13 protein-coding genes are annotated in these 13,778 nt (G+C 61.5%); 6 read left to right on the forward strand and 7 right to left on the reverse strand.

Annotated elements, in window-relative coordinates; translation table 11 throughout:
* Positions 1–96: 96 nt before the first annotated feature.
* From TX72_RS11015 to TX72_RS11030, 4 genes are read right to left on the reverse strand one after another with little or no spacing between them, the layout of a single operon-like run.
* Positions 97–900: an inositol monophosphatase family protein gene (locus TX72_RS11015; protein WP_011129041.1), complete on the reverse strand. Its 804-nt coding sequence runs from the start codon at positions 898–900 to the stop codon at positions 97–99.
* Positions 901–914: 14 nt separating this feature from the next.
* Positions 915–2,609, reverse strand: a complete 1,695-nt coding sequence (locus tag TX72_RS11020; RefSeq protein ID WP_011129042.1) for a TolC family protein — start codon at positions 2,607–2,609, stop codon at positions 915–917.
* A gap of 42 nt (positions 2,610–2,651) precedes the next feature.
* A complete protein-coding gene (locus TX72_RS11025; RefSeq protein ID WP_042503900.1) occupies positions 2,652–4,031 on the reverse strand; it encodes a TIGR03279 family radical SAM protein in 1,380 nt (459 codons plus the stop codon).
* A 25-nt stretch (positions 4,032–4,056) separates the two neighbouring features.
* On the reverse strand, positions 4,057–4,920 hold the full coding sequence (locus TX72_RS11030) for an undecaprenyl-diphosphate phosphatase (RefSeq protein ID WP_011129044.1): 864 nt from the start codon (positions 4,918–4,920) through the stop codon (positions 4,057–4,059).
* 90 nt (positions 4,921–5,010) lie between these two features.
* Between TX72_RS11030 and TX72_RS11035 the strand changes: the two genes are divergently transcribed.
* The 3 genes from TX72_RS11035 to nadB all read left to right on the forward strand — a co-directional run bounded on the left by TX72_RS11035 (position 5,011) and on the right by nadB (position 7,943).
* Positions 5,011–5,706, forward strand: coding sequence for a DUF3120 domain-containing protein (locus tag TX72_RS11035; RefSeq protein WP_011129045.1), 696 nt, complete (start codon positions 5,011–5,013; stop codon positions 5,704–5,706).
* A 112-nt stretch (positions 5,707–5,818) separates the two neighbouring features.
* Positions 5,819–6,226, forward strand: a complete 408-nt coding sequence (gene psbU / locus TX72_RS11040; protein ID WP_011129046.1) for a photosystem II complex extrinsic protein PsbU — start codon at positions 5,819–5,821, stop codon at positions 6,224–6,226.
* A 67-nt stretch (positions 6,227–6,293) separates the two neighbouring features.
* Entirely contained in the window at positions 6,294–7,943 is a 1,650-nt protein-coding gene (gene nadB, locus TX72_RS11045; protein WP_011129047.1) for an L-aspartate oxidase, read from the forward strand.
* 7 nt (positions 7,944–7,950) lie between these two features.
* Here the strand turns inward: nadB and TX72_RS11050 are convergent, their stop codons facing one another.
* Positions 7,951–8,880: a vitamin K epoxide reductase family protein gene (locus TX72_RS11050; RefSeq protein ID WP_011129048.1), complete on the reverse strand. Its 930-nt coding sequence runs from the start codon at positions 8,878–8,880 to the stop codon at positions 7,951–7,953.
* 85 nt (positions 8,881–8,965) lie between these two features.
* Here TX72_RS11050 and rimO point away from each other — a divergent pair, with 85 nt between their 5' ends.
* Together rimO and TX72_RS11060 are read left to right on the forward strand one after the other, a co-directional pair.
* Positions 8,966–10,342: a 30S ribosomal protein S12 methylthiotransferase RimO gene (gene rimO / locus TX72_RS11055; RefSeq protein ID WP_148228819.1), complete on the forward strand. Its 1,377-nt coding sequence runs from the start codon at positions 8,966–8,968 to the stop codon at positions 10,340–10,342.
* Positions 10,339–11,568 (forward strand): MFS transporter, encoded by a 1,230-nt coding sequence (locus tag TX72_RS11060; RefSeq protein WP_011129050.1) that lies wholly within the window; start codon positions 10,339–10,341, stop codon positions 11,566–11,568. Before rimO ends, TX72_RS11060 begins: the two co-directional genes overlap by 4 nt.
* On the opposite strand, the gene petL is transcribed toward TX72_RS11060, so the two are convergent.
* A complete protein-coding gene (petL, locus tag TX72_RS11065; RefSeq protein WP_011129051.1) occupies positions 11,555–11,647 on the reverse strand; it encodes a cytochrome b6-f complex subunit PetL in 93 nt (30 codons plus the stop codon). The genes TX72_RS11060 and petL overlap by 14 nt on opposite strands.
* A gap of 145 nt (positions 11,648–11,792) precedes the next feature.
* Here petL and TX72_RS11070 point away from each other — a divergent pair, with 145 nt between their 5' ends.
* Positions 11,793–13,367, forward strand: a complete 1,575-nt coding sequence (locus TX72_RS11070) for a B12-binding domain-containing radical SAM protein (protein WP_011129052.1) — start codon at positions 11,793–11,795, stop codon at positions 13,365–13,367.
* Positions 13,368–13,370: 3 nt separating this feature from the next.
* On the opposite strand, the gene TX72_RS11075 is transcribed toward TX72_RS11070, so the two are convergent.
* The gene (locus tag TX72_RS11075; protein ID WP_011129053.1) at positions 13,371–13,778 is read right to left on the reverse strand and encodes a DUF4346 domain-containing protein; all 408 of its coding nucleotides are present in this window, start codon (positions 13,776–13,778) and stop codon (positions 13,371–13,373) included.

Below are 13,778 nucleotides of genomic sequence, written 5' to 3' on the forward strand. Positions count from 1 at the left end.
AAGGCTTTCGCCCCTCAGGCTTCGGTCTTGCGCTCTCACCTCTCGGCTCCTGCGCAAGACAAAACCATAACACTCCTCACACCTAAGGCGCAACCACTAAGGCTGAAGCAGGGCTTCCCCCCAGGGCAGAAAGCGCGCCAGCTCAGACCAAGAGCTTGCAGCAAGCATTGGAAAACTGGTCTGAGACAAGTCCTGACCCGGCGACAGCTCAGCGGGATCAATATCCAACCAACGGATCGGACAGCCCAATTCATCGAGAACCAACCAGGCAGCCGCCAGATCCCAGATCTTTGGGGTGGCCTCAAGGGCAGCAATGGTCTGCCCCATCGCCACGCTCACCAGATTGAGGCTGGCCACGCCGAACAGCCGGATCTTTCCAGGAAAAGGCTGATTTGGTTTTCGCTGCAACACACGGATCGAACGACTGCACAACGACACACAGGCGCTGTTGACGTGCTGGCGGGTCGCTGTGGTCAACGACTGTTCATTGCGCATGACACCACGCCCCCGCAACGCCACGAAGCGCTGACCCAGGGCAGGAACATCAAGGAACACCTCACTGGGGCGGCCATCAACAAAACGCGCCACGGAGATTGCCCACACTGGAATATCCGTCGCGAAGTTCGTGGTGCCATCCAGAGGGTCCACAACCCAGTAAGCCCTGCTCTGGGGAACACGCTGGGACCCCTCTTCACTGAGAACGCCCTCACCGGGTGCAATCGAGGCCAGTCCCTTGACCAGCTCTGCATCACTCCAGCGATCACAGGCCGTGATCAATGTGCCGTCTGGTTTGACATCAGAAATGATATTGCCGAAATCCGAGCGCTGACGCTCTGCAATGCGATCCAGCAACTGATGAATGGCGCTCAGTTGTTCTGAACTGAGTACCGACGTCACCACAGGGGCTACACAGGCTAGGGGATTGCTTCAGTCTGACCTGCGACGGCACCCATCTGGCAAGCAGTTTTCAGGGGTGTGGGTTCAATCGGAATCACCATGCCCTCAGCTTCCGGCTTTTGCGCAGGGAGTGTGTTGGCAGGGCAGGCAATCAATGCATCAAGACCCGTGCGACGCTGCAGTTGAGCCAAGCTTGTGTTGTATTCGCGTATCGCGCGGGCATAGCGGATCTCAGCGTTGGTGAGATCGCGCTGGTTGTCTACGACTTCCCGCTGTGTGCTGACACCCGCCTGCACCCGCAGTTGAGACAACCGCAGTGACTCTCGGGAGGACAAGACTTCACTCGATGTGGTCTCGATGTTCTGGATGGCTGAGCGCAGGTTGATGAAGCTCTGCTCAACCTCAAACCGGATGCCATCACGTGTCGACGCAAAGTTGTAGGCGCTCTCCTCGGCGGCTCGCTTGAAACGGCGGTACTCAGCCCTGGCCCGTCCACCATCAAAGAGTCGCCAGGTTGCCGTTAAAGCGGTGGTGTTCTGGGCACCCCAGGTGTAATCGTCCATGTCGATGTCTCCGAGCGAGCTCACACCGGACTGTCCTTCGCTGCGGAAACTGGTTGTGGTGTTGACGAAACTGAGTACCGGCTGGACTGCAGCCAAGGAAGAATTAGCTCTGCTGTTGTCAATTGAGATATCAAGAATCAACTGATCAAGTTCTTCTCGATAGTTGTAGGCGGCGACGATGCTCTCTTGTAAAGAGGGCTCCCACAATCCCAGGGGGGCTGACGGTGTAGCCGCTGTTGGGGTGATGTCCTGAGGCAGTGCAAGTTCACGGGCCAAGCCGCGACGGGCAAGATCCTGTGATGCGAGACGATCTGTGAGCAGGTTGCGGTCTCGAGCCAACTGCGTCTCAGCTTCGAGCACCTCCAGCTTGGTGTTGACACCCGCGTTGAAGCGGGCTCTGGCATCTCGGAGGCTCACCAGAGACGCTCGAACCGATGCCTGTCCAATCCGAACCCCTTCATCAGCCTCCTGCAGTTGGAAATATGAAGAAGCGGTTTGGAGACGCAGGTCCCGCAGGGCAATCAAATATGCATCTCGAGATTGCTCGTAGGCGTCACGTTGTGATGCGATCTCAGGGACACGTGCAGGGTCAATGATGTCCCAGCGGACACTCAGGCTGACATCAGCACGCTTTTCGCGATCGTAAGTTTCATTTTCACCAGCGATGCCGGGGACGAAATCTGGATTTCGATAGTTGTATGACTTCAGATAACTCGGAAGACCGTTAGCTGACAGATCAACCGTGGGGTACCACGCTGAAATCGCTGCGCGCAATGACGACTTGGCCTGATCAACCTGGCTAGCAGCGGCCTTCAGAGATGGGCTGTTGACCTCGGCCAACGTCAGAGCTTCATCCAACGTCAGCGGACGGAGCTCGTGAATTCGAACCTGATCAGGACTGTCAGGGAGAGCAAGGCTGGGGGGAGTCCCAAGATCCCGGAGCTCAGCCGGCATCTCGGTAGCAGCAGCAGGGATGACCGATGAATCCGATTGAGGACGCTCTCCCTTCAAATCGAGCGCGTTTGGAAGGGTGGTTTGATCCACCAACGCTGAGGTGGAGGATGTCGGTTCGTCCTGACTAAATCCAGGAGTTGGAGCTGCCGCCAGAACACCAGCAGTCAGGACAACAGTTGCGGTGAACCGACGCACAGCATTTCGCTATCTGGGCGGAGCATAGGGAGTTTTTCCTAGTCAACCGAGAACGGAGGCCACGATGTCAGCCGCCCCATAAACAATCCGGACCGGAACCGGCAGCTGCTGTCGCAGCTCTTCCAGGCTCATGTCGTCGAGGAATACAGGCTGTCCCTGCCGCAGCATCACCGACGGCAAGAGCAGCTCATCCCCGAGATCCAGCCCGGCCAAACCACTCAACAGGTCTTCTCCCGTGAGCAGACCGGTCACCACCTGATCCTGCCCCCAATAGGGACTGGGCAAGCCCAGCAACTGGAGATCAACCCCTTCAACACGATTGAGGCGGTCGCAAACCGGACGCAACGCCGATGCCACGATGCGACCCACCACCCAGGTGCAACGGCGCGGTTGTTGGATCCGTTGCGGCAGATTCTGGGTGGCCTGATCCAACGCCTCGAGAAAGGCCCGGATGGTGCCCACGCCGTTTTCCTGCTGGGGAAGGTCTTCGTAGTCAGGTCGTGGCGGCAGGGCTTGCCCAGCCATCAGGTACCACTCATCCGACAACCAGGCAAAACGGCTGCCGAGGCGCGCCTGAAACTGTTTCTGCCAAGCCTCCACCTGGGTAATCACGGTGCGGGCGCCGGCGGGATCCACCGGACGCAACCCATCATCCGGCGGGCGAAAACGGGTCAACCCCACGGGCACAACAGCAGCTGACAGCACCGCTGGCCACTCGCCTTCGGCAAAGCGGGCCAGGTCCTGCAGGCTGCGATCCAACGCGGCACCGTCGTTGATGCCGGGACACACCACCACCTGGGCATGGATCTGAAGATCCCGTTCGGCAAACCAGGCCAATTGCTGCATCAGCAGTCCGGCCCGAGGATTCACCAGCAACCGTTCCCGCAACTCAGGCTCCGTGGCATGCACAGAGACATACAGAGGTGACAGTCGCTGCTCGTCGATGCGCTGCCAGTCGGCATCCGTGAGGTTGGTCAGGGTCAGATAGGACCCGTACAGAAAACTGAGCCTGAAGTCGTCGTCCTTGAGGTAAAGGCTGTCGCGGTGGCCTGGGGGCTGCTGATCGATGAAGCAGAACGGGCAGTGGTTGTTGCACTGCCGCAGCCCATCAAAGAGCGCTTCTGTGAAGGCCAGACCCAGGCCGTCGTCGGCGTCCTTCTCCAGATCCACCTGATGGAGAACACCGGCGGCATCGCGCACCTCAAGGTGCAGGTCTTCCTCGACGCAGAGGTAGCGGTAATCAATCAGGTCCCGCGGCCGGATGCCATTGATGCTGAGCAGCTGATCGCCAGGTTCAAACCCCAGGTCCTCGCCGATGGAGCCCGGCTCCACGCTGTCGACCACGGCCGGCAGGGGCTGGCGGGCCACCGCATCTGGATTGAGGGCCGAGACCGCTACCCCGGCCGAGGGCTCATTCCACAAGGGTCGAACAGACGATGGGCTCCTTTCAGTGTGCGCCGTGGATGGACCACCAGGCCAGGAGGCCCACACCAAAGAGCAGTCGGTAAGCCACAAACAACCAGGTGCTGTGGCGCTGCAGAAACTTGAGCAGCCAGTCAATCGCCAACCAGGACACCACCGTCGCCGCTAGGATCCCGATGACGAGTGGTAGCGGTCCGGCATCGGCCGTCGCAGCCAGAGCATCCTTCAGCTCGACGATGCCAGCGATAGTGATCGCCGGAATGCCGAGGAGAAATGAAAAGCGGGCGGCATCGGCCCGCTGCCAGCCATCCAGCAATGACGCGGTCAGGGTGCTGCCGGAGCGGGAGACCCCTGGGATCAGTGCCAGCACCTGGGCCAGACCGACCACCAAGCCATCGCGTCCAGAAACGTCCGACAACTGCTTGCGCCGCGGTCCCATCCGTTCAGCGACCGCCAACAGCAACGCCATCACGATTGACACAACGGCAATCGAGGGAACACTGCGCAGCGGCGATGTCTCATAGCCCTCATCCCAGAACAGCTTGATCGCCAGCCCAACGGCAAGGATCGGAAGTGTGCCAACCGCCATGGCGATGCCAAGGCGCGCTTCCGGTTCCCGCCACTGACCATGGCGAAATGCCTTTGAGATGCCTTGCATCACCTGGGCAAGGTCCCTGCGGAAATAGGCGATCACCGCAACGATGCTGCCCAGTTGAATGGCGGCCGTCACGGACACTCCAGGGTCCCCCCAGTCCAGTAGCACTGGCACCACCTTCAAATGTGCCGTGCTGCTGATGGGGAGGAATTCCGTCAGTCCCTGCACGATGCCAAGCACCAGATCACGCCAACAGGCCTCCCAAAGGCCAAGGGAAGCGGAGGGGTCAGCCATGCAAACGGACCAGTGGTGAGGACGTTATGTCAGGCACGGGGTCAGGAGATGTCTTCTAAGGTTTCGAGACTTTCTTGTTGATGGGCGGATTTGATCGGAGGCACCTGGCAACTCACAGCCCCCGATCGGTCCTGGACCCTGGCGGTGCCTCGTTTAGCGGCAGCCATGGTGGTGTTGCCTGTATTTCTGCAAGCCCCCTGGGTGAGGTTGCACCCCTTTTCCGCCACGCTGTTCACTGCAGTGCTGATGGCGGTCGGCATCGTTCTGGGGCAGACCGCAGATCGACAGAAGGCTGAAATCGGCCAGCTTTTGGTGGGATTCAGCGGCAGCTGGTTGGCCGGTTGCCTGTTCTGGGGTTGGCTGCGAGCCCATCCTCTCTTACACCTGCCGGTAGAGGCCTTCGCATTGCCCCTGGCACTGACTGGACTGAACAGTCGCTGGAGGCTGGCAGCAGCCTTTTACCTCTCCTCATTGCTGGGGACAGCCTGCACCGACCTGATGATGGCGGTCACCGGAGTGATGCAAGCCTGGCCCACGGTGGTGATGGCTCCGATCGATCTGGCGCCAGGGCTTCTGCATCAAGCAGGCCTTCAGCTGCTCCATCCCCTGCCGATGCTGCTTCTAGCCCTTGCCGCAGTGTTGATCCTGGGCCTCGGCCGCAGGTGGAGCCAGATTGGTTCCACCTGGAGCATGGCCGGGGCAGTGTTGGTCACAACGGTTTGGGTGGACGGCCTCTTTCTGATCACCGCTCTGCTCCAACCAGGCCTCAGCGGCCTGATCGAGTGAAACGAACTGCAAAAGCTCCAGCGCGGGCTTGATCGAGACGGCAGTGACACTTGTAAGGTTCCCTGGCCGGCTCCTGCCGGATAACCCAATCCGATCCCGACGGAGAGCTGAGATGAAGCGGCTGCTGAGCTGGCTGACCGGTGCGTTACTGATGGCAGGCCTGCTGGCCGGTCTGATCCTTCCCGGAAGCGTTCATGCTGACGAGGACCTGGTTGGCAAGTATTCCGGTAACGAGATCCGCAACATCGCGGACGACAAGATCGCTGCACGGGAGGGCAAGGTGGACCTCAACAACTCCTCCGTCCGCCGCTTCCAGCAGTTCCCCGGGATGTACCCAACCATGGCCGGCAAGATCGTGCTGGGCGGCCCTTACAACGACGTTGATGAGGTGTTGAACCTTGATCTGAGCGAGCGTCAGATCGAATTGTTCAACAAGTACAAGGAGAATTTCACGGTGACCCCACCCGAAATTGCTCTGAACGAAGGCGACGATCGGATCAACGACGGTCAGTACCGCTGATCCCACCACAATCAACCCATCACCCGAAAGCCGTCGGACTATCCGGCGGCTTTTTTTGACTGCCTGGATGGACCCTTCCCGCCCACTTGATGCCATCGATCCCGGCCCCTGGGATGTTGTGGTGGTGGGTGCTGGGGCAGCGGGTTTGATGACCTGCCTTGAGTTGCCAGAGGGGTTGTCGGTGTTGCTGCTGAACCGCAACACCGGACGCCGCTCCTCCAGCCGCTGGGCCCAGGGGGGCATCGCCGCCGTGACCCGCCCTGAAGACTCAGCGGGCAGCCATGCCGACGACACCCTGAACGCCGGCGCTGGCCTATGTGACGGCGATGCCGTGCGGTTTTTGGTGGACGCCGCACCGCGTTGTGTGGATCGCCTCCAGCAGCTGGGGATGGCCTTTGACCGCGACGGCCATGGCCTGGCCACGACCCTGGAAGCAGCCCACAGCCATCGACGTGTGCTTCATGTGCAGGACCGCACCGGACGCGCCCTGGTGGATGTCCTGCGTGAGCGGGTCGAACGACGGCCCGGCTTGCTGCACCGGCGGGGCGTGCGGGTCACCAGGCTTGATGTGCAGAACGGCCGCTGTTGTGGGGTGCAAGTGCTGGATGGCCGCCACCTGCAACACATCCAGGCCCGCGCCGTGGTGCTGGCCAGCGGCGGCGGTGGACATCTGTTTGCCAACACCACCAATCCGGCCCAGGCCTGCGGAGAGGGCATTGCCCTGGCCTGGCAAGCCGGTGCAGCGGTAGAAGATCTGGAATTCGTGCAGTTCCATCCCACGGCCCTGCGGCTGGACGATGCCCCCTGCTTCCTGATTTCAGAGGCAGTGCGCGGGGAAGGCGGGGTGTTGGTGGATGCCCAGGGGGGAAGTCCGGTGGACCACCTGCTGCAACGTGACCTGGCCCCCAGGGATCAGGTGAGTCGGGCCCTGGTGCAGCGCATGTGGGAGCAGGGCGTGGCCCAGATGTGGCTTGATTTTTCCGCCATTCCCCGTGCCCAGGCGGAAGCGCGTTTCCCCACGATTCTCGACCGCTGCAGCGAATTCGGACTCAACCCCCTCGAACGGCCAATCCCTGTTGCGCCTGCGGCGCATTACTGGATGGGCGGTGTCGCAACGGATCTGCAAGCCGCGACAGACCTTCCCGGCCTCTACGCCGTTGGCGAGGTGGCCTGCACTGGGGTCCATGGCGCCAACCGGCTGGCCAGCAACTCCCTGATGGAATGCCTCGTGTTCGCCCATCGCCTGGCGGAGATCGACCTGGGGCCTGCCATCAAGCCGTCGAACCCTGCCCCGCCGCAGGCTTACGGGCAAGCACTGGAGGGAGCGATCACCAGCGCGGGGTTGATGGAGCAGATCGAGCAGCTGCGCCTGTTCTGCTGGCAACGGGCTGGCGTGGACCGCAGTGGACGCCGGCTCAACGCCGGCCTGGATCACTTGCGCTGCGAGCTGGAACGCCTGGATCAACAACCCTTGCTGAACTGTCTGCAGCGGGATGCTTTGTTGCTGGATGACAGCAGTCGCCGCGATCTGAATCTGTTGCTGGATCTCCGCCACCGACTGGTGACCAGCAAGCTGATGCTGGAGGCCTGCCTGTTCCGCCAAGAGAGCAGGGGAGGACATTTCCGCACGGATGCCCCCTCATCGCAGCCCCAATGGCAATGCCACTCGCGTCAGAGCCGAGCCCGGGGTCTCCACACCCGGGCTGTTCGCCCTTGAGAAGGGCTCAGAACTCTCGGTCGCCCTGATAACCGCTCAGATCCGCCAACACCTCGAGGGGCTTCACACCGGAGTCAAGTTCACCGTTGATCTCCCAGCTGGGGAAACCCTCAAGCCCCTTGCTGCGGCAGAGGTCTGCCTGGTTGTTGCGGCCATCGGGCGCGCACTCCACCACCTTCAGCTGTTCGGTGGCCTTCTTGCCGAACAACTCCTTCTGCTCGTGGCAATGGGGGCACCAATAGGCCGAATACATCACCGCTCCCGAGGCGGTGAGATGGTCCGCCAAAGCCAGCGTTGCCGTGGAACTGGCGGTGGTCACCACTGGAGCGACACCAGGACCCGTGGCCGTGGCTTCCGGCCGGTCTGGATCCACAACGGAGGCCCAGATCAGGCCCCCCAGCAGCACCGCCAGGGCCAGAAGAATGCCGCGGAAAATCAACTGACCGGGATCGTCCCAGCCACCGCCGATCACCGACAGCAGAAACAGGCTGAGCGAGAGAACGGCGGACAGAACGCAGAAGAAGCAAAAGGCCTGGATCTTGAACACCATCAGGCCGAGCAACACGCCGCTGAACACCACCATCCCCAGAGAGACGCTGAACATTCCCCACCAGGTGCGGCGGGAGAGATCGCTCTTGTTTTCCGCCAGACCCGGCAGCAGCGGCAACAGCGCCATCACCAGAACAGCGATGTAGGCCAGCAGTCCGACAAACGACAGCGGAATGCCGTCCGCCACCGTGCCCCAGGGGCTGTTGAGCACCTTGTCGCAACCGTCGGCACCCATCGGGCAGCTGAGGTTGCCCAGCAATCCCCAACGCTTGAGGGTGATCGAGCCGGTGTCGATCACACCGACGGTGGCGAGCACCGCCATGGCGATGCGAGCCCACTTAGCACCGGCATCCTGACGGCGGCGACTGACCAGACGGGTGGTGCCCATCCATTCCCTATTAAGTGGCTGAATTCTGTCAGTTCTGATGAAAACAGTCCTCTCCGTAGGGTGATGAATGGCAGGCGGCGCAGTGATGACAAGCACCCCGACGAAACCAACGGTCGCGTTCGCCCACCTGGGCTGCGAAAAGAATCGTGTGGACACCGAACACATGGTGGGTTTGCTGGCGCAGGCCGGCTACGGCGTCAGCACCAACGAAAACGATGCGGCTGTGGTGGTGGTGAACACCTGCAGCTTCATTCAGGACGCCCGCGAGGAATCGGTACGCACCCTTGTGGGCCTGGCGGAACAGGGCAAGGAACTGATCATTGCCGGCTGTCTGGCCCAGCATTTTCAGGATGAACTGCTCGAATCGATTCCTGAAGCGAAGGCGATCGTTGGCACCGGCGACTACCAACACATCGTGGAGGTGTTGCAGCGGGTGGAGGCCGGCGAGCGGGTGAACCGCGTCAGCGCCGTGCCCACCTTTGTCGGGGATGAACACCTGCCGCGTCAGCGCACCACGGACCAGGCGGTGGCGTTCCTCAAGGTGGCGGAGGGCTGCGACTACCGCTGCGCCTTCTGCATCATTCCCAAGCTGCGGGGCGACCAACGCAGCCGGCCGATCGAATCGATCGTGGCCGAAGCGCACCAACTGGTGGAGCAGGGGGTGCAGGAGCTGATCCTGATCAGTCAGATCACCACCAACTACGGCCTGGATCTATACGGCAAGCCAAAGCTGGCGGAACTGCTGCGGGCCCTGGGAGAGGTCGAGATCCCCTGGATCCGCGTGCACTACGCCTACCCGACGGGTCTGACACCAGAGGTGCTGGCGGCCTACCGGGAGGTGCCCAATGTGGTTCCCTATCTGGATCTGCCGCTGCAGCACAGCCACCCGGAGGTGCTGCGGGCGATGAACCGACCCTGGCAAGCGGATGTGAACGACCGGCTGCTGGATCAGATCCGCGACCAGCTCCCCGATGCGGTGTTGCGCACCACCTTGATCGTGGGCTTTCCAGGCGAAACGGAGGAGCACTTCCAGCACCTGATGGAGTTCCTGAGGCGCCAACGCTTCGATCACGTGGGCGTGTTCACTTTCTCGCCAGAGGACGGCACCGCCGCTGCTGAGCTTCCCAACCCGGTGGATCCCGACGTCGCCCAGGCCCGCAAGGACGCCCTGATGGCGCTGCAGCAACCCATTTCCGCCGAACGTAACCACAGCTGGGTGAGCCGCACCGTGGACGTGCTGATCGAGCAGCACAACCCCCAGACCGGGCAGATGATTGGCCGGTGCGCCCGCTTTGCGCCGGAGGTGGATGGGGAGGTGCATGTGCAGCCTGGAGAGGACGGCCAGAAGGCCGCCCCAGGCACAATGGTGCCGGTGCAGATCACGGGTGCCGACGTCTACGACCTGAGCGGACGGATCGTGGGGGCCCGCGACATGGTGGCGGCAATCAGAGCCGACGCTTGAGAGCTTTCCCCCTCCGCCTGGACCAGCAACGCAGCCTGTTCCTGGTCGTGTCTGGCATCAGCACCGCAGGCTCCTTCGCCGGCATCACCGCCAAGGGCTGGATCCTGCTGCATGGCAGCGCCGACCCCTTCGTGCTGGCCTTGAACTTTGCAGCCTTATCACTCCCCAGCCTGTTGATCAGCGGTCCTGCCGGGGTGCGCACCGACCGTTTGGGCTGTGAAACGGTGCTCGTGCAAGCGCAGTGGGGGCTGCTGGCCGCCGCTGCCCTGGGGGCCCTCTCGATCCCGCTGCTGGAGGGAACAGCCCAGCTGCTGCTGCTGTTGGGCAGCACCTTGATGGTGGGCATCGCCGGCGCCTTCGAGCTCACCGCACGCAACAAGTATTGCTCCCTGCTGGTGGAGGAGCCCAAGCAGCTGGCGGGATACCTCACCAGCTTTTCGGTGGTGTTCAACGTGGGCAAATTGGTGGGCCCCCCGATCGGCGGATGGCTGGTGGCCATGGCAGGACCGGCATGGGCCCTGGGCATTGACGCCGCAAGTTATCTGCTGCCGATCGCCAGCGTGATGTTTTTACTCCAGCCACGCCGGGACATGGAACAACGCAGTCGTGGTGATGGCGATGCCACGTTGCTCAAGGCTTGGAAGGATTGCGGGTCCACCCTGCGGGGGGTTCTGACCCTCACCGCTGTGCTTTGCGTGGTGAACTTCTTTCACCCGGGCCTGGCTCCACTGATCGCAGATCAAGTACTGGGACCGGATCCACGGGATCTGGGGCTGTTCACCAGTGTGCTGGCGGCCGGCAGCATTGCCGGCGGCATCGTGCTGCAACGCTGCAGCACCCGCTTCAGCCGGCGACCATTCCTGACGCTGGGCTGCTTTGGACTGATCACAGCGATCGCCCAGCTGGGCATGGCGGGGAGCTCAAGCGTTGCTATTAGCTTGAGCATGGCCTTTGCAATCGGTGCTGGTACCGCTGGACTGCTGAGCAGTTGCAACCTGATCACGCAGATCGGAGCGCCTCAGGTGATGCGCGGACGGATGGCCGGATTGAGCCAGATCGCCTTTCTTGGCGGGGGTGGCATCAGCGGACTGCTAGCGGCCTTGCTGGTGATGGCCACCAGCCTGTCCGCCACCTTTGCCCTGACCGGCGGAATCGGTGCTGTGCTTGCGCTGCTCTGGATCCGCCGACGGGGGGGAACGGTGCTGGAGCCGCTCAGATCAGCTTGATTCCCTTGAGAAGTTTGGTGAGCACAACAGCGACCACCAGACCGGATCCAACAAGGCCGAGATAGATGCCAACGCCCATGTGCGAGTAAGGAGGTGACCACCATTAGATCAGACATGGATCAGCTTCTGGGCCATAGCGCTTAGGGTTTGTGAACGACTGACACCTGCGTGCGGGTGACCGTCAACCGGGCCGACCGGATGCTTAACCCTCCACGCCCGAGCTGATGCGCACCCTCTTCATTTACCCCGAGTTCCCGAAGACCTTCTGGAGTTACGAGAAGATCCTCGAGCTGGTGAACCGCAAGGTGCTGCTGCCCCCTCTGGGGATGGTGACGGTGGCGGCCCTGCTTCCCCAGGACTGGGAGATGAAGCTGGTTGACCGCAACGTGCGGGACGTAACAGAGGAGGAATGGAACTGGGCGGAGATGGTGATCATTTCGGGAATGATCGTGCAGAAGGACGACATGGCCGTGCAGATCAGCAAGGCCAAGCAGCGCGGTTTGCCGGTGGCAATCGGTGGCCCCTTCGCCAGCTCCACTCCGGATGCACCGGAACTCGATCAGGCGGATTTCAAGATCCTCGATGAGGGTGAAATCACCCTGCCGATGTTCCTGGAGGCCCTGGAACGGGGTGACACCAGTGGCCGCTTCACCGCCGAAGGCGACAAGCCGGATGTGACCGTCACTCCGATCCCCCGGTTTGATCTTCTCGAGCTGGACGCCTACGACTCAATGAGCGTGCAGTTTTCGAGGGGCTGCCCATTCAACTGCGAGTTCTGCGACATCATCGTGCTCTACGGCCGTAAGCCGCGCACCAAGACCCCCGAGCAGTTGGTGGCGGAGCTCCAGTCCCTCTATGACCTGGGCTGGGGCCGTTCCATCTTCCTGGTGGACGACAACTTCATCGGCAACAAACGCAACGCCAAGTTGTTGCTGCCGCAGATCCGCACCTGGCAGGAGGAGCGCGGCTATCCGTTCAGCTTTGCCACGGAGGCCTCCGTTGATCTGGCGGATGACGAAGAGATGATGCAAATGATGCACGACGCCCGCTTTGAAAGCGTGTTCCTCGGCATCGAAACTCCGGATGAATCGAGTCTCGAAACGGCCCGCAAGATTCAGAACACCCGCAATCCCCTAGATGCAGCGGTGGATCGGATCACCGCCAACGGCATCCGGGTGATGGCGGGCTTCATCATCGGTTTCGATGGTGAGAAGGATGGTGCAGGCCACCGCATCGTTGATTTCGTGACCCGTACCGGCATCCCCGCCGCGATGATGGGCATGTTGCAGGCCCTGCCCAAAACAGCGCTGTGGGCGCGGCTGGAGAAAGAAGGCCGCCTGATTCAGGGAGAAGATGCCGCCAAAGGCGTGAATCAGACCAACCTGCTGAATTTCAAACCAACCCGACCGATCCGCGATATCGCGAATGAATACGTGGACGCGTTCTGTGCGCTGTACGAACCCAATGCCTACATGGATCGGGTGTACAGCTATTACTTGAAAATGGGCGCACCCCGTTGGAAGGCGGCCGCCAAATTGCCGACCTGGACGGACATCAGAGCTCTGAGCATCGTGATCTGGCGCCAGGGCATCAAGCGCGACACCCGCAGTCGCTTCTGGAAGTACCTACTGGGGATGGCACGCCAGAACCCGGCCCTGCTGGAGCAGTTCCTGGTGGTGCTGGCTCACAACGAGCACTTCCTCGAGTACCGCTCGATCGTGCAGCAGGAAATCCGCGAACAGTTGGAATCACTTCCGCCTGAGGAACCCTCGGCGCAAAAGGAACTGCAGCCTGTTTAAGGATCAGTCCTGCACGTAGGCAGAGCCATTAAGCAGACACTGCTCGGCTTTCTGCAGTTCCCGCCCCAGATACAGAGCATGATCCAAACGGCTCAGCGGATGCGGCCCGTCCCCTTCGGTGAGTTGGATGCCGACTTGCTTGGCGCTGCTGCCGCGATAAATCCTTGAGGGTTGTCGGAGGCCATTGCCGCCTTTGCAGCTCAGCACCTCACCGGTGTCGGAATCTCGGGCCAGTCCCTTTTCATCAATGGTGTTGCCGTAGTGCTCGAGCACCAGCTCACCGGCATCAGCATCAACCTTGATCAGGAAATAACCGCTGGGATCGAGCGCGATGAAGCGCTGGGAGAGGCGTTCATCCAAAGCATCGATGGCCACAGTCAGCGATGCGGGGGCTTCAGGGGTCTTGACCAT

It is taken from the genome of Parasynechococcus marenigrum WH 8102 (assembly GCF_000195975.1).
Classification (GTDB): Bacteria; Cyanobacteriota; Cyanobacteriia; order PCC-6307; family Cyanobiaceae; genus Parasynechococcus; species Parasynechococcus marisnigri.

Excerpts from the sequence above, each read along its gene's own strand:
- TX72_RS11030 (WP_011129044.1), bottom strand. The coding sequence starts at position 4,920 with ATGGCTGACCCCTCCGCTTCCCTTGGCCTTTGGGAGGCCTGTTGGCGT.
- psbU (WP_011129046.1), top strand. The coding sequence starts at position 5,819 with ATGAAGCGGCTGCTGAGCTGGCTGACCGGTGCGTTACTGATGGCAGGC.
- nadB (WP_011129047.1), top strand. The coding sequence starts at position 6,294 with ATGGACCCTTCCCGCCCACTTGATGCCATCGATCCCGGCCCCTGGGAT.
- TX72_RS11050 (WP_011129048.1), bottom strand. The coding sequence starts at position 8,880 with ATGGGCACCACCCGTCTGGTCAGTCGCCGCCGTCAGGATGCCGGTGCT.
- rimO (WP_148228819.1), top strand. The coding sequence starts at position 8,966 with ATGACAAGCACCCCGACGAAACCAACGGTCGCGTTCGCCCACCTGGGC.
- petL (WP_011129051.1), bottom strand. The coding sequence starts at position 11,647 with ATGGGCGTTGGCATCTATCTCGGCCTTGTTGGATCCGGTCTGGTGGTC.
- TX72_RS11070 (WP_011129052.1), top strand. The coding sequence starts at position 11,793 with ATGCGCACCCTCTTCATTTACCCCGAGTTCCCGAAGACCTTCTGGAGT.
- TX72_RS11075 (WP_011129053.1), bottom strand. The coding sequence starts at position 13,778 with ATGGTCAAGACCCCTGAAGCCCCCGCATCGCTGACTGTGGCCATCGAT.